The organism is Paraburkholderia sp. J12 (assembly GCF_905220215.1).
Taxonomy (GTDB): Bacteria; Pseudomonadota; Gammaproteobacteria; order Burkholderiales; family Burkholderiaceae; genus Paraburkholderia.
Genome location: NZ_CAJMZC010000023.1, coordinates 19,666 through 41,720, shown reverse-complemented (window position 1 = coordinate 41,720; position 22,055 = coordinate 19,666). Strand labels below are relative to the sequence as shown.

Annotated in this window: 18 protein-coding genes; 5 read left to right on the top strand and 13 right to left on the bottom strand. The window is 65.3% G+C overall.

Annotation, left to right across the window (positions count from 1 at the left end):
• Positions 1–435: 435 nt before the first annotated feature.
• The 9 genes from U5760_RS29815 to U5760_RS29775 all read right to left on the bottom strand — a co-directional run bounded on the left by U5760_RS29815 (position 436) and on the right by U5760_RS29775 (position 11,377).
• Positions 436–2,484 (bottom strand): ABC transporter ATP-binding protein, encoded by a 2,049-nt coding sequence (locus U5760_RS29815; RefSeq protein WP_322015907.1) that lies wholly within the window; start codon positions 2,482–2,484, stop codon positions 436–438.
• Complete coding sequence (locus tag U5760_RS29810; protein ID WP_322015926.1) at positions 2,481–3,335, bottom strand: ABC transporter permease; 855 nt, start codon at positions 3,333–3,335, stop codon at positions 2,481–2,483. The genes U5760_RS29815 and U5760_RS29810 overlap by 4 nt, the downstream gene beginning before the upstream one ends.
• Positions 3,336–3,385: 50 nt before the next feature.
• Positions 3,386–4,417, bottom strand: a complete 1,032-nt coding sequence (locus U5760_RS29805) for an ABC transporter permease (protein ID WP_322015906.1) — start codon at positions 4,415–4,417, stop codon at positions 3,386–3,388.
• 69 nt (positions 4,418–4,486) lie between these two features.
• Positions 4,487–6,172, bottom strand: a complete 1,686-nt coding sequence (locus tag U5760_RS29800) for an ABC transporter substrate-binding protein (protein WP_322015905.1) — start codon at positions 6,170–6,172, stop codon at positions 4,487–4,489.
• Positions 6,173–6,442: 270 nt separating this feature from the next.
• Positions 6,443–6,970: a cupin domain-containing protein gene (locus U5760_RS29795; protein ID WP_322015904.1), complete on the bottom strand. Its 528-nt coding sequence runs from the start codon at positions 6,968–6,970 to the stop codon at positions 6,443–6,445.
• Positions 6,971–7,085: 115 nt separating this feature from the next.
• Complete coding sequence (fusA, locus tag U5760_RS29790; RefSeq protein ID WP_322015903.1) at positions 7,086–9,194, bottom strand: elongation factor G; 2,109 nt, start codon at positions 9,192–9,194, stop codon at positions 7,086–7,088.
• A 269-nt stretch (positions 9,195–9,463) separates the two neighbouring features.
• A complete protein-coding gene (locus tag U5760_RS29785; protein WP_322015902.1) occupies positions 9,464–10,009 on the bottom strand; it encodes a DUF192 domain-containing protein in 546 nt (181 codons plus the stop codon).
• A 237-nt stretch (positions 10,010–10,246) separates the two neighbouring features.
• A complete protein-coding gene (locus tag U5760_RS29780) occupies positions 10,247–10,444 on the bottom strand; it encodes a hypothetical protein (protein WP_322015901.1) in 198 nt (65 codons plus the stop codon).
• A 345-nt stretch (positions 10,445–10,789) separates the two neighbouring features.
• Positions 10,790–11,377: a pseudouridine synthase gene (locus U5760_RS29775; protein ID WP_322015900.1), complete on the bottom strand. Its 588-nt coding sequence runs from the start codon at positions 11,375–11,377 to the stop codon at positions 10,790–10,792.
• A 259-nt stretch (positions 11,378–11,636) separates the two neighbouring features.
• Between U5760_RS29775 and icd the strand changes: the two genes are divergently transcribed.
• A complete protein-coding gene (icd, locus tag U5760_RS29770) occupies positions 11,637–12,893 on the top strand; it encodes an NADP-dependent isocitrate dehydrogenase (protein ID WP_322015899.1) in 1,257 nt (418 codons plus the stop codon).
• Between the two features lie 165 nt (positions 12,894–13,058).
• On the opposite strand, the gene U5760_RS29765 is transcribed toward icd, so the two are convergent.
• On the bottom strand, positions 13,059–13,331 hold the full coding sequence (locus tag U5760_RS29765) for a hypothetical protein (RefSeq protein WP_322015898.1): 273 nt from the start codon (positions 13,329–13,331) through the stop codon (positions 13,059–13,061).
• A gap of 321 nt (positions 13,332–13,652) precedes the next feature.
• Here U5760_RS29765 and U5760_RS29760 point away from each other — a divergent pair, with 321 nt between their 5' ends.
• Entirely contained in the window at positions 13,653–15,320 is a 1,668-nt protein-coding gene (locus U5760_RS29760; RefSeq protein WP_322015897.1) for a multicopper oxidase family protein, read from the top strand.
• A gap of 83 nt (positions 15,321–15,403) precedes the next feature.
• On the opposite strand, the gene cspD is transcribed toward U5760_RS29760, so the two are convergent.
• Positions 15,404–15,610, bottom strand: coding sequence for a cold shock domain-containing protein CspD (cspD, locus tag U5760_RS29755; protein WP_017776809.1), 207 nt, complete (start codon positions 15,608–15,610; stop codon positions 15,404–15,406).
• Positions 15,611–16,289: 679 nt separating this feature from the next.
• Between cspD and clpS the strand changes: the two genes are divergently transcribed.
• From clpS to U5760_RS29740, 3 genes are all read left to right on the top strand, one after another.
• A complete protein-coding gene (clpS, locus tag U5760_RS29750) occupies positions 16,290–16,604 on the top strand; it encodes an ATP-dependent Clp protease adapter ClpS (RefSeq protein ID WP_028225950.1) in 315 nt (104 codons plus the stop codon).
• Positions 16,601–18,898: an ATP-dependent Clp protease ATP-binding subunit ClpA gene (gene clpA, locus U5760_RS29745; protein ID WP_322015896.1), complete on the top strand. Its 2,298-nt coding sequence runs from the start codon at positions 16,601–16,603 to the stop codon at positions 18,896–18,898. The genes clpS and clpA overlap by 4 nt, the downstream gene beginning before the upstream one ends.
• 123 nt (positions 18,899–19,021) lie before the next feature.
• On the top strand, positions 19,022–20,431 hold the full coding sequence (locus U5760_RS29740) for an amino acid permease (RefSeq protein ID WP_322015895.1): 1,410 nt from the start codon (positions 19,022–19,024) through the stop codon (positions 20,429–20,431).
• Between the two features lie 74 nt (positions 20,432–20,505).
• On the opposite strand, the gene dut is transcribed toward U5760_RS29740, so the two are convergent.
• Both dut and U5760_RS29730 read right to left on the bottom strand, forming a co-directional pair.
• Positions 20,506–20,952 carry a dUTP diphosphatase gene (gene dut, locus U5760_RS29735; RefSeq protein WP_322015894.1) on the bottom strand — a complete coding sequence of 149 codons (447 nt, stop codon included), beginning with the start codon at positions 20,950–20,952 and terminating at the stop codon, positions 20,506–20,508.
• Positions 20,953–20,962: 10 nt separating this feature from the next.
• Positions 20,963–21,970, bottom strand: a complete 1,008-nt coding sequence (locus tag U5760_RS29730) for an LLM class flavin-dependent oxidoreductase (RefSeq protein ID WP_322015893.1) — start codon at positions 21,968–21,970, stop codon at positions 20,963–20,965.
• Between the last annotated feature and the right edge of the window lie 85 nt (positions 21,971–22,055).

Genomic DNA, 22,055 nt, shown 5'->3' with positions numbered 1-22,055 from the left:
ACACACGCCAACCCCCCTACAGGTCCCCGCCGCGTAAGGCCGGCGTGCGCATGCGTGTCGGCCTGGGCGGTATGCAGGACATCCGGCCGACGAATCGGCGAGCGAGCCGGAATAGGCAGGACTACTTGCTGGTTGTCGTAGCCCGCGGGGGCGGGACGGCAGAAAACAAGCGCATCATGCGACCGGGCTCCCGCTGGCTGGGCGTGACGACCCGCGATATCACGCCGGCGCAGCGGCCGGATGCCTGAGTCTGATAGAGCGAGTTCCATGCCATCGCCCGCCAGGCCCCGTCAGCGCGGCGCTCGACAATGTTTGTAGCGGTTGCGTGGGGGGAAAACGGCTGAAAACGTTTCGGCAATGAAACGCCTGTGTACCAGGGACGCGTTTTCGTTGCACAAGCGGTTGCACAAGCGCACGCAGACGCGCGTTCTGCCGTCACTCGTGGGCGGCGTTCGCGGTTTCCTGCAGCACGCGCAGTTCGGCAACGGGGATGTGGCAGCGGATGCGGTGGCCGTCGCCGGCCTGCGCGAACGGCGGGGCTTCGGTGTCGCAGATCGCGCCGATATGGCGAGGACATTGTCCGCTGAACACGCAGCCCGAAGCGCGTGCGCGCGCACCGTTCTCCGCACGTTCGGGCAAGGCCTGCGCAGCGAGCAGGGTTTCTGTATACGGATGGCTCGGCCGCTCGAACAGCGCGTGCGTGGGGCCGGCTTCGACCACCTGGCCCGCGTAGAGCACCATCACGCGATCGGCGAGATAGCGCACTACGTCGAGGTCGTGCGAGATGAAGAGGTAGCTCACGCGGCGCTCGCGTTGCAGTCCCGCGAGCAGGTTCAGGATCGCGGCCTGCACCGAGACGTCGAGCGCGGAAGTCGGTTCGTCGCAGATCACCACGCGCGGCTCGCCCGCAAACGCCTGGGCGATCGCCACGCGCTGCTTGAGGCCACCCGAAAGCTGGCGCGCGCGCGCCGCAAGATAGCGTGCGGGCACGCGCACGGCGTCGAGCAGCGTGGCGAGCCTCGCTTCATCGCGGGCCGCCGCCCGGGTGGTGCGTGCGAGCGCGCGGCCGATGAGGCGTTTGACCGGCAGCGCCCGGTTGAGCGACGCGTCGGGATGCTGGAAGACGAGCCGCAATGCTTCGAGCTGCCTGGCGCTGCGTCGCCCGACGCGATCGGGGAGCGCTTCGCCGTCGAGTTCGATGCGGCCGCCCGAGTCGGGTGGGTAGAGGCCTAGCAGCAGCTTCGCGAGCGTGGTCTTGCCGCTGCCCGATTCGCCGACGAGGCCGAGCGTTTCCCCGGCGCGCAGTTCGATCGAAACGCCGTCGAGGGCGCGCACGGCCTGCGCGCCGTGCCCGAACGTGCGCGAGACGTCGATCGCGCGCAGCACCACCTCGGGCTCCACGGGGGCAGCGCTTGCGTGCGTCGCGGTCGTTTCGGCGGCCGGCAGATCGATGGCGCGCTCGTGATAGTGACAGCGCGACATCTGCTCGCCGTGCGGCGCTTCCAGGCGATGCGGCGGCGGTGTCTGCTCGACGCAGCGCGCGTCGGCGAGGCGGCAGCGCGGCGCGTACACGCAGCCGCGCCCGAGCGTGCCGGGCGCGGGCAGTTCGCCGGGAATCGTGTCGAGCGGTCCTTCGTCCTTGTTGCGTCCGCGCGTGGGCAGGCAGCGCAGCAGCCCCACCGTGTAGGGGTGGCGTGCGTGCGCGAACACGTCTTCGGTCGCGCCTTCTTCGACGAGGCGCCCCGCATACAGCACGCCGACGCGCTCGCACATCTTCCCGATCACGGCAAGATCGTGACTGATGAGCAGCACGGCCGTGCCCAGTTCCTCGCGTAGCTGCGCCACCAGTGCGAGCACTTCGGCTTCGACGGTGGCGTCGAGCCCCGTAGTCGGTTCGTCGAGGATCAGGAGCGCCGGGTTGGAAGCGAGCGCCATGGCGATCACCACGCGCTGCTGCATGCCGCCCGAGAGTTGATGGGGATAGCTCGCCATCACCCGCACCGGATCCGCAATGCGCACGCGCCGCAGCATCTCGGGCGTGCGCGCGAGCGCCTCGGCGGCGCCGAGGCCCGCGGCCTCGAAGGCTTCGCTCAACTGGCGGCCGATCGTGAGCGAGGGATTGAGCGCGCTCGCGGGATCCTGATAGACCATCGAGACGGCGTTCGCGCGCAGGCTGCGCAGTCCGTCGGCATCGAGGCCGAGCACGTCCTCGCCCGCAATCGCGATGCGCCCGGCCTTCACGCGCCCGTTGCGCGGCAGATAGCGCAATGCGGCAAGCGCCACCGTCGATTTGCCGCAACCCGATTCGCCGACGAGTCCATAAGCCTCGCCGCGCCGGATGCGCAGCGAAACGTCGGTCAGCACATCGCGCTCGCGGCCTTTCACGCGATACGCCACGGTGAGGCCGACGAGCGAGAGGGCGTCGTCCGCCGCGCCGCGTCCGGCGTCGAAGGTGGCGTGCTGGGTGGCGTGTCGCGGGCTCATGATTCGAGCGCCTCGCGCAGGCTGTCGGCGATCAGGTTCACGGCCACCACGAGCGAGGCGATGGCGAGCGCATCGAAGGCTACGGTCCACCAGGCGCCACCCGCAAGGAGTGCATACGATTCGGCGAGCGCCAGACCCCAGTCGGCCGAGGGCGGCTGGATGCCGAAGCCGAGGAACGAAAGGGTCGCGACCGCGAAGATCGCGTAGCCGAGACGCACGGTCGCCTCCACGACGATGGGCGGCCAGACGTTCGGCAGGATTTCCGCGAACATCACGTAAGGCGCCCGCTCGCCGCGCAACTGCGCCGCGGCCACGTAGTCGAGGTGCCGCTCCGCGAGCACGGCGGCGCGCACGGTGCGTGCGATCAGCGGCGCGAAGGTGATGGCGATCACGAGCACGACCGCGAGGTTCGACGCGCCGACGGCGGCCAGCACGAGCAGCGCGACGATCACGAGCGGCAGCGCGAGCACGGCATCGAGCGTGCGCGCGGCGAGGTGGCCCGCAAAGCCTTCGAAGTAGCCCGTGACGAGGCCGAGCGCCGCGCCGGCCAGCGTGCCGGCCAGTGTGGCGAGCGGCGCGATGGTGAGGATGTCGCGCGCGCCCGCGATCACGCGCGAGCACACGTCGCGGCCCAACTGATCGGTGCCGCACCAGTGCGTGTGGTCGGGCGGCATGAGCGAGTTGAGCGGGTCGGAGGCATAGGGATCGAACGGCGCGAACCACGTGCCCGCAATGGCGCAGGCGATCCACCACAGCACGATCAGCGCGCCGACGATGAACGCGGGAGAGCGCAGCAGTTCGTGCAGGAGGCCGAAGTGTCCCGCCTCGCCGGCGTCGCTGGAGGGGGGCATGTCGGGTGTATTGGGCGCGTTGGGTATATCGGGCGTGGCCGTGACGTCGTTCATGCGCCTCCCGGAGTGCGCAGCCGTGGATCGAGCAGCGCGTGCAGCAGATCCGCGCCGAGATTCGCGAGCGTGTAGATCGCGCCGATCGCCAGCACACCGGCTTCGAGCAGCGGAAAGTCCTTCGCCTTGGCCGCGTTGTAGATCAGCGAGCCGATGCCGGGATAGCGGAACAGCGTCTCCACCACGACGAGCCCGCCGATCAGGTAGCCGAGCTGTGTCGCGGCCACCGTGACGGTGGGCAGCAGCGCATTGCGCAGCACGTGCCGCACGATCACCACGCGGCGCGGCAGGCCCTTGAGAATCGCGGTGCGCGTGTAGTCGGCGTCGAGCGCGCCGAGCATGCCCGCGCGCGCCATCCGGGCGAGATAGCCGAAAAACACGAAGACGAGCGGCAACACCGGCAGCAGCAGATGCCGCAGCGTCTCCAGCACGCCGGCGCCGGGCGGTGCGACGGCCTCGATGGGCAGCCACCGCAGCTCCACGCCGAACACGAGAATCAGCGCGATGGCCGAGACGAACTCCGGCACGGCGCTCGCGCACAGGCCGCCTGTGCTGATCGCGCGGTCGAGCCAGCGGCCCGCATGGAGCGCCGCCCACACGCCGCCGCCGATGCCGAGCGGCACGACCACGGCGAACGCGAAGAGACCGAGTTTCGCCGATTGCAGCAGCGCCTCGCCGACGAAAGGGGCCACCGGCTGGCGATAGCTCCACGACACGCCGAAGTCGCCCGTGAGCGCGTGCGTGATCCACGCGACGTATTGCTGGAGGGCCGGGCGGTCCGCGCCCAGCTGATGGTTCAGTGCGGCGACTGCGCGTGCGTCCGCGAGCGGGCCGAGGATGGTGCGGCCGATGTCGCCGGGCAGCACCTGGCCGCCCCAGAACACGAGCACGGAAAGCAGCCAGAGCGTGAAGAACGCCCACGCGGCGCGGCGTGCGAGAAAGCGCAGCGCGCCTGACGTGCGCGCGGAGCGCACTGCGCTCGCGGCGGGCGAGGGCGGGGCGGGTCGAGTCGTGAGCGGTGTAGCCATCGGGCTCCTTCGTGCGGCGCGTGGCGTCGGTCCGTCGGTCTCGACCTGAACCGCCTCGCGAGGCGCGGCTTACGCCGCGAGCGTGGCGCGGTCGAAGTAGAGCTGCGCGAGCGCGGTGAAATGCACGCCTTGCAGCGCGGTGCGCTGCGCGATCAACTGATCGTAGAAGTACGGAATGATCACCGGCGTTTCGTCGAGCAGCAGCGTTTCGATCTGCGCCGCCACCTGCTTTTGTGCGGCGACGTCGAGCGTCGCGACGAACTGGGCGACCAGCTTGTCGTACTGCGGATTGCGAAAATGCGCAGCATTCCACGTGCCGGCGCTCGTGAGCGGCGCGTTGAGGAACACGTTCGGCACGCCGCGATGACCGTAGTCGGTGATGCCGAGCGGCGAGTCGAGCCAGTCCGATTTGCCGTAGGTGCCCGCGCCGTAATACTGGCCCTGGCTTTCGACCTTCAGCGTGATGCGCACGCCAATCGCCTTGGCCGCGTTCTGCACGACCACGGCCAGATCGGGGATTTCCATGTACTTCTCGGTGGTGAGCGTCACGTCGAAGCCGTTCGGCACGCCGGCTTGCGCGAGCAACTGGCGTGCCTTCGCCACGTCGAGCCTGCGCTGCGGCACGTTCGTCGCCGTCGAGGGAAACACCGGCGCGAACGGGCTGTCGTTGCCCACCACGGCGCGGCCCTTGAAGAGCCCGCGCACCATCACGTCGCGATCGAGCGCGAGGGCGAGCGCCTGGCGCACGCGTTTGTCCTGGAACGTGGGCACGTCGTTGCGCATATGGATCTGGCGATGCGCACTCGAGCGCACGCCGATCACCTTGAAATCCGGATTGTTCAGGATGCCGATGCCGCCCTGCACGGTGAACGTGCCCATCACGTCCGCCTGGCGACCCTGGAGCGCGAGAATCTGCGCCTGTTCGTCGGCGTAGAACGCGAACTGCACGCGCGCGGGCAGCGCCTTTTCGCCCCAGTAGTCGGGATTACGTACGAAACTCGCGCCCTGCCGCGGCTGGTAGTTCTCCAGCTTGAAGGGCCCCGTGCCGATGAAGCTCTTTTCGTAATTGCCCGCATAGTTGGCGGGGAGCAGCACGGCGTTGTAGTTGTCCGAGGAAACGTAGTACGGGAAATTGCCGTTCGGCGCGTCGAGATGGAAGGCGACCGTGTGTTCGTCGACGGCTTTCGTGCCGCCTTTCGAGAGCACGCCCTTGAGCACCGAAAGCGCGGCCGAGCCGCTCGCCGGATCGGCGAGGCGGTCGAACGTCGCGACGACGTCCTTGGCGCCGAACGGCTGGCCGTCGTGGAATTTCACGCCCGGGCGCAGCTTGAAGGTCCAGACGTCGGCACGGTCGTTGGGCTGCCAGGAGAGGGCGAGCGCGGGTTGCAGGCGGTCGTTCGCGTCGTCGTTGAGCAGGAATTCGCCGGTCTGGTTCAAGAGGCACAGGCCGCCCGCATCGGTGACGGTGAGCGGGTCGACTGCGCCCGCGGGCATCAGGTGCGCCACGCGTATCGTCTGGTCGGTCGGCTGCTGGGCCGCCCGTGCGGTGCTCGGGGCCAGCGAGGCGTACAGACCGCCGCCGAGTGCGATGCCCTGCAGGCCCAATAGTCCCGTTGCGCCGGCATAACGCAGCAGTTCGCGGCGGGTGAGGCGGCCGGCGAGATATTCGTCGATGGCGTGGTTGCCGTATTCGCCGGCGTCGCGGCGCAGCAGGTCGAAAGCCCTGGCCAGGGCGGCGGACAGCGGTCGTTTCATCGATGCGGGTTTCCGTGCGGTTCCGTGAGTGGGCGCGCCTCGCCTTCACAGGCACTTCGGGCGGGGCGCGACGACGGCATGCAGTGCTGCAGACGACGAATGCGGGTCCAGTTTAAGCGATTCGGCGGCAGGGACGGAAGGCGGGGCGGGTCGAAGGCGCTTCCACGCCGGGGCGCTTGCCCGCCATGTTGCGTGTTTGGCCAACGCATGGCGCGCAATCGACGCCCGGGCACGGTTTGCGACGCGAGAATGGATCGCGCGCCACGCGGCTCAGTCTTCGTGCGGATGGCGATGAATGGGGTCGACCCAGTACACCGACTCCGGCGCCTCGACGGCGTCGATGTTCAGATTGACCACCACGGCTTCGTTGTCGCTGCGCACGAGCACGCATTCGAGCGGATCGTCTGTGCTCGCGTTGATCTCCTGGTGCGGCACCCAGGGCGGCACGAAGATGAAGTCGCCGGGGCCGGCTTCGGCCGTGAATTCGAGGTGCTCGCCCCAGCGCATGCGCGCGTGTCCGCGCACGACGTAGATCACGCTTTCCAGCGCGCCGTGGTGATGCGCGCCGGTCTTCGCGTTGGGGTGGATCGTCACGGTGCCGGCCCAGATCTTCTGCGCGCCCACACGCGCCGCGTTGATGGCCGCCGCGCGATTCATGCCGGGCGTCTGCGCCGTGTTGGTGTCGAGCTGGTCGCCGCGGATGACCTTGACGCCCTGTTCGCGCCAGTCCACCGGGCCGGTGGGGGCGGCGTTGCTGTCGTGGTCGTGATCGTGTGTGTGCTCGTGGTCGTGGCTCATCGTCTTGTCTCCTGTCCCGGGGGGAATCCGTTTCCCGTGTTGCCAGGCGCCGCACACCTGTGAAAAAGCCCGCCCCGAGAGGGACGGGCTTCGGCTTGCGTCAGGCTCGTGGCGCTCAGGTCTTCTTTGCGTTGATCACCGATTCGGCGACGTTCTGCGGCGTTTCGGCGTAGTGCTTGAACTCCATCGTATAGGTCGCGCGCCCCTGCGTGAGCGAACGCAGCGACGTGGAGTAGCCGAACATTTCCGAGAGTGGCACCTCGGCACGCACGATCTTGCCGCCGCCGCCCGCGATGTCTTCCATGCCCTGCACGATGCCGCGGCGGCTGGAGAGGTCGCCCATCACGTTGCCCATGAACTCCTCGGGCGTCTCGACTTCCACGGCCATCATCGGTTCAAGCAGGACCGGTTTGGCGCGCCGCATGGCTTCCTTGAACGCGATCGAGCCCGCCATACGGAAGGCGTTTTCGTTCGAATCGACGTCGTGGTACGAGCCGAACGTGAGCGTGACCTTCGTATCGACTACCGGGTAGCCCGCGAGCACGCCGGATTTCAGCGTTTCCTGGATGCCCTTGTCCACGGCCGGGATGAACTCGCGCGGAATCACGCCGCCCTTGATGGCGTCGACAAACTCGTAGCCCTTGCCCTGCGGCTGCGGTTCGAGCGAAATGACCGCGTGACCGTACTGGCCGCGCCCGCCCGACTGCTTGACGAACTTGCCTTCCACGTCCTCGACCTTGTTGCGCACCGTCTCGCGGTAGGCCACCTGCGGCTTGCCGACGGTCGCCTCCACGCCGAACTCGCGCTTCATGCGATCGACGAGAATTTCGAGGTGCAGCTCGCCCATGCCCGAGATGATGGTCTGGCCGGATTCCTCGTCGGTCTGTACGCGGAACGACGGGTCTTCCTGGGCAAGGCGATTGAGCGCGATGCCCATTTTTTCCTGGTCGGCCTTGGTCTTGGGCTCGACGGCCTGCGAGATCACGGGCTCGGGGAAGATCATCTTTTCGAGCACGATGGCATGCGCCGGGTCGCAGAGCGTGTCGCCCGTGGTCGCTTCCTTCAGACCGACGGCCGCCGCGATGTCGCCCGCGCGCACTTCCTTGATTTCCTTGCGCTCGTTCGCGTGCATCTGCAGGATGCGGCCGAGGCGCTCCTTCTTGTCCTTGGTCGCGTTGAGCACGGTGTCGCCCGACTCGACCACGCCCGAATAGACGCGGAAGAAGATCAACTGGCCGACGAACGGGTCGGTCATGATCTTGAACGCGAGCGAGGAGAACGGCTCGTCGTCGCTCGGGTGGCGCTCGATTTCCTTGTCGTGGAGGTCGTGGCCGAGGATCGCGGGCACGTCGACGGGCGAGGGCAGGTAGTCGATCACCGCGTCGAGCATCGCCTGCACGCCCTTGTTCTTGAACGCGCTGCCGCACAGCATCGGCACGATCTCATTGGCGATCGTGCGCTTGCGCAGAGCGCCCTTGATTTCCTCTTCGGTCAGGCTCTCGTGATCTTCGAGGTATTTTTCGAGCAGCGTTTCGTCGGCTTCGGCGGCGGCTTCGACCATCTTCTCGCGCCACTCGTGCGCGAGCTCGACGAGATTCGCGGGAATCTCCTCGTACTCGAATTTCACGCCCTGGCTCTCGTCGTCCCAGACGATCGCTTTCATCTTGACGAGATCGACCACACCCTGGAAATGATCCTCGGCGCCCACGGGAATCTGGATCGGCACGGCCACGCCCTTCAGGCGCTCGCCGATCTGCCGCTGCACGCGAAAGAAGTCCGCGCCCACGCGGTCCATCTTGTTGACGAACGCGATGCGCGGCACCTTGTACTTGTTCGCCTGGCGCCACACCGTTTCCGACTGCGGCTGCACGCCGCCCACGGAGTCGTACACCATGCACGCGCCGTCGAGCACGCGCATGGAGCGCTCGACTTCGATCGTGAAGTCCACGTGCCCCGGGGTGTCGATGATGTTGATGCGGTGTTCGGGGTAGTTGCCGGCCATGCCCTTCCAGAACGCGGTGGTCGCGGCCGAGGTGATCGTGATGCCGCGCTCCTGCTCCTGCTCCATCCAGTCCATGGTGGCTGCGCCGTCGTGAACCTCGCCGAGCTTGTGATTCACACCGGTGTAGAAAAGGATGCGTTCGGTCGTGGTGGTTTTGCCGGCATCGATGTGAGCGCTGATCCCGATGTTGCGATAGCGCTCGATGGGAGTCTTGCGAGGCACGGTGATCTCCTTGGAATACGCGCCGTGGAAGGTGCCGGACGCCGCGCGGCGCGGGCTGCGCGCGCACCCGGCGTGACGCGCGGCGCTTTGTGCGCTGCGCGTGCTGGATTACTAGCATAGCGCTTGCACTGCGCTTTTGCATAAAGCGCGCCGGCGCGTGCAAAAAGGCCGGCGCCGCGCAAAGCGGGGCCGGCCTCGGCGGAGCGCGCGGGCGGGCGCGCGGCGAACGGGGTGGCGTGCGGCGCGGCGCGCCGGGCGTCAGCCGGGCGTCACTGCATCGGCGGCAGCCCTTCGAGCTTCATGCCGGGCTTGATGCCCTTCGACGAGAACCATCCCTGGCTCATTTCGAGCGCATAGACGCCGTTATTGCGCGGGCAGTGGTTGTTGGTCGTTTCGGCCTGCATCTCGTCGATGTCGGTGATCGTGCCGTCGGCGCGCACGAATGCGATCGACAGCGGGATCAGCGTGTTCTTCATCCAGAAGCAGTGCACGGCGTTCTCGCCGAACACGAACAGCATGCCTTCGTTCGGTGCGAGCTGCGTGCGATACATGAGGCCCTGCTCGCGGTCCGCGTCGTTGGCGGCCACGGCGGCATCGATCACGAACATGCCGGCAGTCAGCTTCAGGCGCGGGAAATCGCCGGGCTGTTTCGCGCCGGGCGGCATCTGCTGGGCGTGGGCGACGCCGGGCGTAGCCAGTAGTGTCGCGGACGTCAGGGCCGCAGTCGCGGCCAGCGGCAATGCAACGGCGAGCGCATAACGTGCAAAAAGCGGCGCAAGACGCGACGCGAGAAGCGAGCGCAGGGGAAATCGCACGACAGGACTCCTTGCTTGAGATTAACCCGCGCATGTTACGCGACCAGGTCGAAGCGGGTCAAAGCGTCTCGAATACCAACGGTGACTAACGGTGACATGCGATGCGCGACGGGAGCAAGCGCGAGGCAAGAACGCGCGCGCAAAAAACAAAAAGGCAGAACGCCTTGCAGCGGTCTGCCTTTTAACGCGATGAAGAGCGGCCGCGAGTGCCGATCGTCGATGCGTCTTACAACAAGCTTACTCCGAAGCTGCCGAAGCGGCTTCAGCCTTAGCTGCCTTCTTGTGCGACGACTTCTTGTGCGTCGACTTCTTGTGTGCCTTAGCCGACGAAGCAGCAGCAGCCGGAGCGGCCGAAGCAGCTTCCGGAGCCGAAGCTTGTGCGAATGCAGCCGTTGCGAAGAGGCCAGCGATCAGGGCAGCGATCAGTTTGTTCATTTTGTGAATCCTCAGCTTGAGTTAATTAACCAAGTGACCCGGTTATTGGAGTCAGGTCGGTAAACGTGCCATCCACCTTTCGGTTGACAGTCGTGATCGACAAATTGAAAACAAATTCGCGAACGCGTCTGCCAGCGGTCGGGACCTCGTCGTGACGGGCTTGCGCACGCAAGGCGGGTACCGGAAGGCTGAATGCCGGATAGCTTCGGCGGCATCTGCGTCGAATAACGCATCGTGTCGCAAGGCGGTTGACGCGAAGTTTTCATTTCCTTCACACGCCGCTCGCATTGAAAGCGTGCCAATGTCACGCAATTTGACGTCGATCAAAAAGTGCTTGCGCAACAGTCACCTGGAAGCGGGCGTGCGGGTGGTGCGCTGCCAGGGCGCATCGGCGGGTACGTCCACACTTGCGCCGGGTGCCAGGTTCAGAGAAAAAATATCGAGTGCGCCGATCGCAACGCGCACGAGTCGCAGCGTGGGAAAACCGACCGCCGCGGTCATGCGCCGCACCTGGCGATTCTTGCCTTCGCTGATCGCGATTTCGAGCCACGTGGCGGGAATCGCCGCGCGGTATCGAATGGGCGGGTTGCGCGGCCAGAGATGGGCCGGCTCGGCAATCGTTTTCGCGCGGCAGGGCTGCGTGATGAAATCGCCGAGATCCACGCCGGCTTCGAGCGCGGCCAGCGCGGCGGTGTCGGGCACGCCTTCGACCTGCGCCCAGTAGCGCTTCACGAGCTTGCGCCGCGGCTCGGCAATGCGGGCCTGCAGGGCGCCGTCGTCGGTGAGGAGCAGGAGCCCTTCGCTGTCCGCGTCGAGCCGGCCCGCGGGATACACGCCCGGCGTCTTCACCCAGTCCGCCAGCGTGGAGCGGGTTTCGTGCGGCGAGAACTGGCAAATTGTGCCGAACGGTTTGTTGAGGGCGATCAGACGCATGGAAGGAGCCGGGTAGTTTCTTGAGGGCGCGGCCGGATCTTAATGCATAATGCGCCCGAACATATCATCTATCTTATATAAGACATAAGACGTGCGTAAGACGTGCATAAGAGGTGTTGCGACGCGTCATTCCCATGGCCGGGCGGCCTCACGCGCCGTCACAGGGCGTGGGCTAGAATAGCGGCCAGACCGTCACGCGGAAGGCGTATGCGCAGCGTAGAACTCGCTACCACCGCCAAGCCCCTAACTGGAGTCGATCATGCCGTATCAGCACATCAACGTCCCGATGGAGGGTGACAAGATCACCGTCAACGCGGATTTCTCGCTCAACGTCTCCGATCAGCCGATCATCCCGTACATCGAGGGCGACGGCACGGGCATCGATATCACGCCCGTGATGATCAAGGTGGTCGACGCGGCAGTCGAGAAGGCATACGGCGGCAAGCGCAAGCTTCACTGGATGGAGATCTACGCGGGCGAGAAAGCCACGCGCGTGTACGGCCCCGATGTCTGGCTGCCCGAGGAAACGCTCGAAGCCGTGAAGGAGTACGTCGTTTCGATCAAGGGGCCGCTCACGACGCCGGTGGGCGGCGGGATTCGCTCGCTCAACGTGGCGCTGCGCCAGCAGCTCGACCTCTACGTGTGCCTGCGCCCGGTGCAGTACTTCAAGGGCGTGCCTTCGCCCGTGCGTGCGCCGGAGAAGGTCAACATGGTGATCTTCCGCGAAAACTCCGAAGATATTTACGCGGGCATCGAGTGGCCCGCCGAATCGGAAGGCGCGAAGAAGATCATCAAGTTCCTGCGCGACGAAATGGGCGTGGCGAAGATCCGTTTTCCGGAATCGTCGGGTATCGGCATCAAGCCGGTGTCGCGCGAAGGCACTGACCGCCTCGTGCGCAAGGCGATCCAGTACGCGATCGACAACGATCGCCGCTCGGTGACGCTCGTGCACAAGGGCAACATCATGAAGTTCACCGAAGGCGCGTTCCGCGACTACGGTTATGCGCTCGCGCAGCGCGAGTTCGGTGCGCAACTGATCGACGACGGTCCGTGGATGAAGTTCAAGAATCCGAAGACCGGTAACGATATCGTCATCAAGGACGTGATCGCCGACGCATTCCTCCAGCAGATCCTGCTGCGCCCCGCCGAATACGACGTGATCGCCACGCTGAACCTGAACGGCGACTACATCTCGGACGCGCTCGCGGCTCAGGTGGGCGGCATCGGCATCGCGCCGGGCGCGAATCTGTCAGACTCCGTGGCGATGTTCGAGGCGACCCACGGCACGGCGCCGAAGTACGCGGGCAAGGACTATGTCAATCCTGGCTCCGAAATTCTCTCGGCTGAGATGATGCTGCGCCACCTGGGCTGGACCGAGGTGGCGGATCTCATCATCGCGTCGATGGAGAAGTCGATTCTGCAGAAGCGCGTGACGTACGACTTCGCTCGCCTGATGGAAGGCGCGACCCAGGTGTCGTGCTCGGCGTTCGGGCAGGTGATGATCGAAAATATGTAAGCGCGATATGTCAGCGCGATATGTCAGCGCGTTTTGTCGGCGCATGTCGGGCCGTTGCGGCCTGACGCATCCACCCCGGCCGGTCGTTGAGACCCGCCGGGGTTTTCTTTTGCCGTTTTGCGAGTGAATCAATGATTCGTACTACGATGAAACAGGCGAAATGAGTCAGCGCTGTCTCCTGATTTTTCGTGTGCGTCGGTTACGACGGCAGATGCCTTGCGCTATGATGACTTTGTGTCTCCATCGCGCATCCGGCCACTCGCTTCCCGAATGATCGCCGTCCTTCGTCTGCTGATAATGCTTGCCGTTGCGCTCCTCGCCATGCGCGGAGCCGCTGCATGCGAACCCGTTGCGCAGGCGCCGCATGGCGTACACGTTACCGCTCGAGCCGGCACGATCGCTCTCGCCACGCGCGCCGGGCATCAGTGCGATTGCCACGCGGACTGCTGTGCTGCGGGCTGCGCCATTCACTGCGGGTTGCCGCTTGCTGCATCGGGTTTCGTTGCCGGCTCGCCGGGCAATGCCGAACCTGCCGGGTCGCCTCAACGTTTGCTCGCGGGTATCACGCACGCACCGCCGTTGCCTCCACCGATCGTCTGACGTCCCAGTGGCCGCGCTTGTTGCGCGGCCCGTGTCATTCACCACCGGTTCGCACTGGGTACGATCCAGCGGAACCGTCGATCGTGCGCGCGGCAGGCAGCCCCAGGCTGGCCTCGCCGTGCCATGCTGCGCAACAGAGTCTGATTCGGGATATCGACGATGCAAAGAAGAGCCTTCCTGTCCGGCGCCCTCGGCGCCGCCCTGGCTTCGCTATACGCGCGCGCTTCGTTCGCGCAGAGCGACAGCCACATGATGCACATGGCCCCCGGTTCGGCCGGCATGTCCGACGCACACGCGATGCCGGGCACCATGATGCCGGCACCCGCGCCGCTCGCCGCCGCCGACGCGTTATCGACCGGCGCGCCGCTTCCCGCGCTGCGCACCCTGGCCAACGAGTCCCGCGAGCCGGGCCATTTCCGCGCGACACTCGTTGCGCAGCCCGTGTCGCGGCCCTTGCTGCCGGGCCAGTCCGACACGCTGTTCTGGCAATACGACGCCGGAGCGGGCACCCCCGATCTCGGCGCGCCGGTGATCGGTCCGCTGATCGATGTGCGCGAAGGCGACACGGTCGAGATCCGCTTCGTGAACCGCCTCGCGCAGCCTTCCACGATCCACTGGCATGGCCTGCCCGTGCCGCCCGATCAGGACGGCAATCCCGCCGATCCCGTCGCACCGGGCGCCGAGCGCCTCTATCGCTTCACCTTGCCGCCGGGCAGCGCGGGCACCTACTGGTATCACCCGCATCCGCACATGTTGACGGCGGAGCAGGTGTTTCGCGGGCTGGCGGGCCCGATCGTCGTGCGTGCGGCCAACGATCCGCTTGCCGCCTGGCCCGAGCGCCATCTCTTCGTCACGGACCTGAAGCTGGCCGCAGACGGCACGATTGCGCCGAACAGCATGATGGACTGGATGAACGGCCGCGAAGGCCAGTTCGTGCTGGTGAACGGCGCGTTGCGCCCCGATATCGACGTGACGCGCGACGAACGCTGGCGCGTCTGGAATGCGTGCAGCGCACGTTATCTGCTGCTCGCGTTCGACGACGGGCGTCCGTTCGTCCAGGTCGGCAGCGACGGCGGTTTGCTCGCCGCGCCGCGCGGCAATCTCACGTCGCTGCTGCTCGCGCCCGGCGAGCGCGCCGAACTGATCGTGGCCGCCGGCGCGCTGCCTTCGCGCGCCCGGCTCGTTGCCGCGCAGTACGACCGCCGGAAGATGGCGATGATGGGCGGCGGTCTGCCGGCCGAGCCCACGCGGGCGCTTGCCGACGTGCGGTTTGCGCCGGGCGTCGGTACGTCGGGCGTCGCTACGCCAGGCGTCGTTACATCAGGAGCCGTTGCATCGGATGCCGCCGGAGCGTCGCCTGCGCTGCCCGCGCAGCTGCGCAAGATCGCACCCCTCTCGCCGTTCCGGGCACGGCAAACGGTCGTCTTCAGCGAAGCCATGGACATGAAGGCGATGCACCAACCGGGTGCGTCTGCACTATCGATGCCCCGCGGAATGCAGTTCATGGTGAATGGCGCGACCTACGATCCGGCCCGCGTGACGCTTACGAGTCGCCGCGGCGAAGTCGAGCAGTGGTCGATCGAAAACCGCACGGACATGGATCATCCGTTTCATCTGCACGGTACCCAGTTTCAGGTGCTGGCGCGGGAGCGGGGCGGCAAGCGCGTGGCCGAATCGTATCTGGCCTGGCGCGACACCGTGAACGTGGAGCCGGACGAGACGGTGCATATCGCCACGATCCAGCACGACGCGGGGGAGCGCATGTTCCATTGCCATATCCTCGAGCACGAGGACCTCGGCATGATGGGGACATTACGCGTGGTCTGATTTTGCGCAGGATCGCAAAACAGTGTCACAAAAAAAAGAAACCCGGCAAAAGCCGGGTTTCCAAGGTACGGGTACCGAACAGATCAGGCTGCTGCCTGAATGTTCGATGCCTGTTTGCCCTTCGGGCCTTGCACGACCTCGAAGCTCACCTTCTGACCTTCTTTGAGGGTCTTGAAGCCATTCATCTGGATGGCCGAGAAGTGAGCGAACAGATCTTCACCGCCTTCGTCCGGCGTAATGAATCCGAAACCCTTCGCGTCGTTGAACCACTTGACCGTACCGGTTGCCATACCTACTTCCCCTGTAACTCATGTCACTACCACGAGCAGTTCGAAAAGCTTAACGATCGCTTACCGCGACCGCCCCCTCCTCACAAGCTCACCAACGGCATTTTTTCGAAGTTTAAGTCGGTTGAAAAAAGTGCCAGCTTGATTGTTGGGGCTCTTTATTCTGTTGTCAAGAGCAATTTGAGACGCACTGCGACGCGTTGTAAAGAGCGCATTTCCAGGGTTTTTCCTGCTTTTCTTGTGCGCCGCACGGAGGCGAGCGACGCATCTTGAAAAGTCGCATAATCGACGCACATGGGAAGCACAGCGTTGCCGCACTTTCATCGATTTCGTACTTTGCGTGCGGACTCCGACAGTAGCGAACAACCGCACGGCGCATGTTGTGCGATACTGATTTCAACGCTGGCGTGAAAGCTGCTGGAAGCAACCAAATCCTGATCGTCGTCATTCACTGGCAACTAATCGGGCAGCGATCCAGGCAGTCGTTCGCGCAGCAGCAACAATAGTAGTAACGAGCAGTAGTCACGAGCAGTAGTCACGAGCAGATTCAGGCCGGCCCCGCACAGCCGGTAGTGGCTGGACGGGGCGCGGCATGCACGGCGATTGCGAGAGCGGGTTCACCGTCCGTCCGGTCGGGTTTCGGCAGGATTGCGGGCCTGTCCGAGTTGTTTAGAATGGGTGTATGGCGATTATCCCGGACAAGCAGGACTCAACCATACTGGAGCGGCAGGAACAGAAGGTAAAACCGCCCTCCATGTACAAGGTCGTGCTGATGAATGACGACTACACGCCGATGGAATTCGTCGTGATGGTCGTGCAGGAATATTTCAACAAGGACCGCGAGACCGCAACACAGATCATGTTGAAGGTTCATCGCGAGGGCAGGGGTGTTTGTGGGGTCTATACGCGGGACATCGCGTCGACCAAAGTTGAGCAAGTCGTTACCCACGCACGGCAGGCCGGGCATCCGCTGCAGTGTGTGATGGAGGAAGCATGATTGCCCAGGAACTGGAAGTCAGCCTGCACATGGCGTTCATGGAAGCACGTCAGGCACGGCACGAGTTCATCACAGTCGAGCATTTGCTGCTGGCGTTGTTGGACAATCCGACAGCGGCAGAAGTCTTGCGCGCGTGTGCCGCGAATATCGAAGACCTGCGTCAGAACCTGCGCAACTTCATTCACGACAATACCCCTACGGTCCCCGGTACGGACGACGTCGACACGCAGCCCACGCTGGGATTCCAGCGTGTGATCCAGCGCGCGATCATGCACGTCCAGTCCACCTCGAACGGCAAGAAGGAAGTCACGGGCGCGAACGTGCTCGTGGCGATCTTCGGCGAGAAGGACTCGCACGCGGTGTACTACCTGCAGCAGCAGGGCGTCACGCGTCTGGACGTGGTGAATTTCATTTCGCACGGCATAGCGAAGACGAGCAGCGGCGAAGCCGCCAAGGCGAGCGACGCGAATGCCGAAGCCGAAGACGCCGCCGGCCAGAAGGAAACGCCACTCGCCCAGTTCACGCAGAACCTGAACCAGATGGCGAAGGACGGCCGCATCGATCCGTTGATCGGGCGCGAGCTGGAAGTCGAGCGCGTGGTGCAGGTGTTGTGCCGCCGCCGCAAGAACAATCCGCTGCTCGTGGGCGAAGCCGGCGTGGGCAAGACCGCCATCGCGGAAGGCCTCGCCTGGCGCATCACGCGCGGCGAAGTGCCGGACATCCTGGCCGACGCGCAGGTGTATTCGCTCGACATGGGCGCATTGCTCGCCGGCACCAAGTATCGCGGCGACTTCGAGCAGCGTCTAAAGACCGTGCTCAAGGAGCTCAAGGAGCGTCCGCATGCGATTCTCTTCATCGACGAGATTCATACGCTGATCGGCGCAGGCGCTGCGTCGGGCGGCACGCTCGACGCGTCGAACCTGCTCAAGCCCGCGCTTTCGTCGGGCACGCTCAAGTGCATCGGCGCGACGACCTTTACCGAATATCGCGGCATCTTCGAAAAGGACGCGGCGCTCTCGCGGCGCTTCCAGAAGGTCGATGTGGTCGAGCCGACGGTCGAGCAGACCGTCGCGATCCTGCGCGGCCTGAAGTCGCGTTTCGAAGAGCACCACGGCGTGAAGTATTCGTCGGGCGCGCTGAATGCGGCGGCTGAACTCTCGGCGCGCTTCATCACCGACCGTCATCTGCCCGACAAGGCGATCGACGTGATCGACGAAGCGGGCGCGGCGCAACGCATCCTGCCGAAGTCGAAGCAGAAGAAGACCATCGGCAAGAGCGAGATCGAAGAGATCATCTCGAAGATCGCGCGCGTGCCGGCGCAGAGCGTCTCGCAGGACGACCGCAGCAAGCTTCAGACGCTCGACCGCGATCTGAAATCAGTGGTGTTCGGCCAGGATCCGGCCATCGACGCGCTGTCGGCTTCGATCAAGATGGCGCGCGCGGGCCTCGGCAAGACCGACAAGCCTATCGGCTCGTTCCTGTTCTCGGGTCCGACCGGCGTCGGCAAGACCGAAGTGGCGCGCCAGCTCGCGTTCACGCTCGGCATCGAGCTGATTCGCTTCGATATGTCCGAATACATGGAGCGCCATGCGGTGAGCCGTCTGATCGGCGCGCCGCCGGGTTATGTCGGGTTCGACCAGGGCGGTCTGCTGACCGAAGCCGTCACGAAGAAGCCGCACTGCGTGCTGCTGCTCGACGAAATCGAGAAGGCGCACCCGGACATCTTCAACGTGCTGCTGCAGGTGATGGACCACGGCACGCTGACCGACAACAACGGCCGTAAGGCGGACTTCCGCAACGTCATCATCATCATGACGACGAACGCGGGTGCCGAGGCGATGAACAAGTCGACGATCGGTTTCACGAGCCGCCGCGAGCAGGGCGACGAAATGGCCGACATCAAGCGCATGTTCACGCCCGAGTTCCGCAACCGGCTCGATGCGACGATCAGCTTCCGCGCGCTCGACGAGGAAATCATCATGCGCGTGGTCGACAAGTTCCTCATGCAGCTCGAAGACCAGCTGCACGAGAAGAAGGTCGATGCGCTCTTCACCGACGCGTTGCGCAAGCATCTGGCCAAGCACGGTTTCGATCCGCTCATGGGCGCGCGCCCGATGCAGCGCCTGATCCAGGACACGATCCGCCGCGCGCTCGCCGACGAACTGCTGTTCGGCAAGCTCATGAACGGCGGCCGCGTGACCGTGGACGTGGATGCGGAAGACAAGGTGCTGCTCACGTTCGACGAGCAGCCTGCGCCGCGCAATCCGAACCCGGAAGCGGTCGAAGTAGAATAAGCGGCTCGTTTCCGCTTCATTTGAAGAGAAACGGCGCGGACGTCACAGTCCGCGCCGTTTTGTTTTTTGCGCGCCTCGCTGGCCGGTGGGGGCGCGCCGCTGGGGTTTGTGCAGAGGTTCGTTGTGGCAACAGATAAAAAAGATGCGTTCGAGGCGATCGTCGAGCGCGAGCGCGGTCTGCGACACGGTCTTTCGGCCGGGCAGATGACGATGATCGCCATTGGCGGCGCGGTCGGCACCGGGCTCTTTCTCGGCAGCGGTTTTGCGATCGGCTTCGCGGGTCCCGGCGTGCTGATTTCGTATGCGATCGGTGCGGTGATCGCGCTGCTGCTGATGGGGGCGCTCGCCGAAATGACCGTCGCGCATCCCACTTCCGGTTCGTTCGGCGCCTACGCCGAGCACTACATCGGGCCGCTCGCGGGTTTCGTGGTGCGCTATGCCTACTGGTCGGCCTATGTGCTGGCGGTGGGAACCGAGGTGGCCGCCATCGCGGTGTATATGAAGTTCTGGTTTCCCGACGTGCCGGGACTCTACTGGATCGTCGGTTTCTCGGCGGCGCTGATTCTTGTGAACGCCATGAGCGTGCGCGCCTATGGTTCGATCGAGTATCTCTTCTCCAGCCTGAAAATCGCGGCCATCGTCGCCTTCATCGTGCTGGGCGCCGGGTTTGTCTGGCGCGCACCGGCCGGCTCCGGTGTCGGCTTCGCCAACTACACGTCGCATGGCGGGCTGTTGCCCAGAGGCTGGTGGGGCGTCTGGGTAGGCACGATCGTCTCGCTCTTTAGCTATCTGGGCGTGGAGACGATCGCGGTCGCGGCGGCCGAGGCTCACGATCCCGCGCGCGCCGTGACGCGTGCGTTCCGTGCGACCGTGCTGCGTCTCGTGCTCTTCTACCTGCTCACGCTCGCACTGATGCTCGCCATCGTGCCGTGGACCGAGGCGGGCGGCAACGAAAGCCCGTTCGTGAAGGTGATGGCCGAAACGGGCGTGCCGTATGCTGCGGGCGCGATCAACTTCATCGTGCTGGTGGCCGCGCTTTCCGCGATGAACAGTCAGCTCTACATCACCACGCGCATGATGTTCAGCCTCTCGCGGGCCGGTTACGCGCCGGCGGTGTTCGGGCGTCTCACGCGCCAGGGCGTGCCCACGGCGGCGCTCTCGCTCTCGACCATCGGCATCGGCGTGGCGGCCGTGCTCAACGCACTCTGGCCACAGACGGCATTCACGCTGATGATGTCCATTGCCATGTTCGGCGCGATGTTTACCTGGCTCATGATCTTCGTCACGCAGATTTTCTTCCGTGTACGCAACCGCGGCGCGTCGCTCGCGTTTCGCATGTGGGGCTTTCCGTTCACGAGCGTGCTGGGTGCGTTGCTCATGATCGGCGTGCTCGTCGGCACGACGTTCACGCGCGAATTCCGGATGACGCTTGCGTACGGCTTCGCGTTTCTCGCGGTGCTCGTGATCGTCTATGCGCTGTGGTACCGGCATCGCGCGCTGCCTGCGGGAGCAGCGCACGATGCGCCGGTCTGAGAGCGCAGTCTCCAGGAAAGAAAAAAGCGCGCCGCGGCGCGCTTTTTCTTTGGGGCAGTCTCGAGACGCGAGGCTCAGTGCTTGCCCGTGCTGCCGAAACCGCCTGCACCGCGCTCGCTTGCTTCGAAGTCCTCGACGATATTGAACTGCGCCTGCACGACCGGCACGATCACGAGTTGCGCGAGGCGCTCGAGCGGGTTCAGCGTGAACGTGGCGTGGCCACGATTCCAGGTGGAGATCATCAGTTCTCCCTGGTAATCCGAATCGATGAGACCGACCAGGTTGCCGAGCACGACACCGTGCTTGTGGCCGAGGCCCGAGCGCGGCAGGATCAGCGCAGCATAGCCGGGATCGGCCACATGGATGGCGAGGCCCGTGGGCACGAGCTTCGTTTCGCCCGGTTCGAGTACGAGCGGCGCTTCGATGCAGGCGCGCAGGTCTAGGCCCGCGCTGCCCGGCGTCGCATAGTGGGGCAACTGGTCGCGCATGCGCTCGTTCAGGATCTTGATGTCGATTTTCATTGGCGAAAGATCAGGGTTGGGAAGAGAGCTGGAACGCTTGCGCCAGCAATTCATAGGAGCGCAGCCGCGCGGCATAGCTGCCGGCCACGGTGAGTACGATCAGTTCGTCGGCGGCGAAGCGTTCCTGCAGCGCGTAGAGGCGCTCCGTCACGCTTTCGGGTGTGCCGATGATGCTGCGCGGCTTCTCGCGGTCGATCACGAGTTGCTCGCGCTCGCCGTATTCCTGGGCGAGCCCTTGCTCGACGCTCGGAATGGGCGCGTTCAGGCCGAGCGCCATCTGCACGCGGCGCAGATCGACGGCTTTTTCGAGGTCGGCGGCTTCCTGCTCGGTGTCCGCGCAAATCACGAACACGGCGCACGCCAGATACGACTTCGCTTCGTGGCCTGGCTGGAAGCGCTCGCGATAGGCGTTCGCCACCAGATGCCCGAAGTGCGCATTGATGAAATGCGCGAACGAAAAGCGCAGGCCCAGTTGCGCGGCCAGCATGCCGCCGAAGTCGCTCGATCCGAGCACCCAGAGCTGCGGCCGCGTTGCGATGTGCGGCTGCAAAACGACGCCGCTCGCGACATTGTCCTTGGGCAGCGTGCCGTCCATCAGCCCCACGAGGTCCTGCACCTGTTGCGCGAAGTGCTCGCCGCGGTCGTACTCCCCGGCGGCGACGGCCTGGGCCGTGCGCAGGTCGCCGCCCGGCGCGCGGCCGACACCCAGGTCCACGCGGTTCGGAAAGAGCGCCTCTAGCATGAGGAACTGCTCGGCGATCTTGAACGGGCTGTAGTAGGGCAGCATGATGCCGCCCGAGCCGATGCGGATGCGCCTCGTCACGCTGCCGAGGCGCGCGAGCATGACTTCGGGGCAGGGATTGCAGACGCCGAGCAGGCCGTGATGCTCGGCGCACCAGTAGCGCGTGTAGCCGAGGTCGTCGGCGAGCTGCGCGAGTTCGATAGTGGCGGCGATGGCATCGGCCGCCGTGTGCCCGGCAATCACGGGCGACTGATCGAGTACGGAAAGTAGCGTCATGACAGCTCACCTTGCTTTCGTTTGCGACGCGTGGCTCGAATCGTCGTGCCGGCCGATGGCGCGCCTGCGCGTCACTAAACCGCGC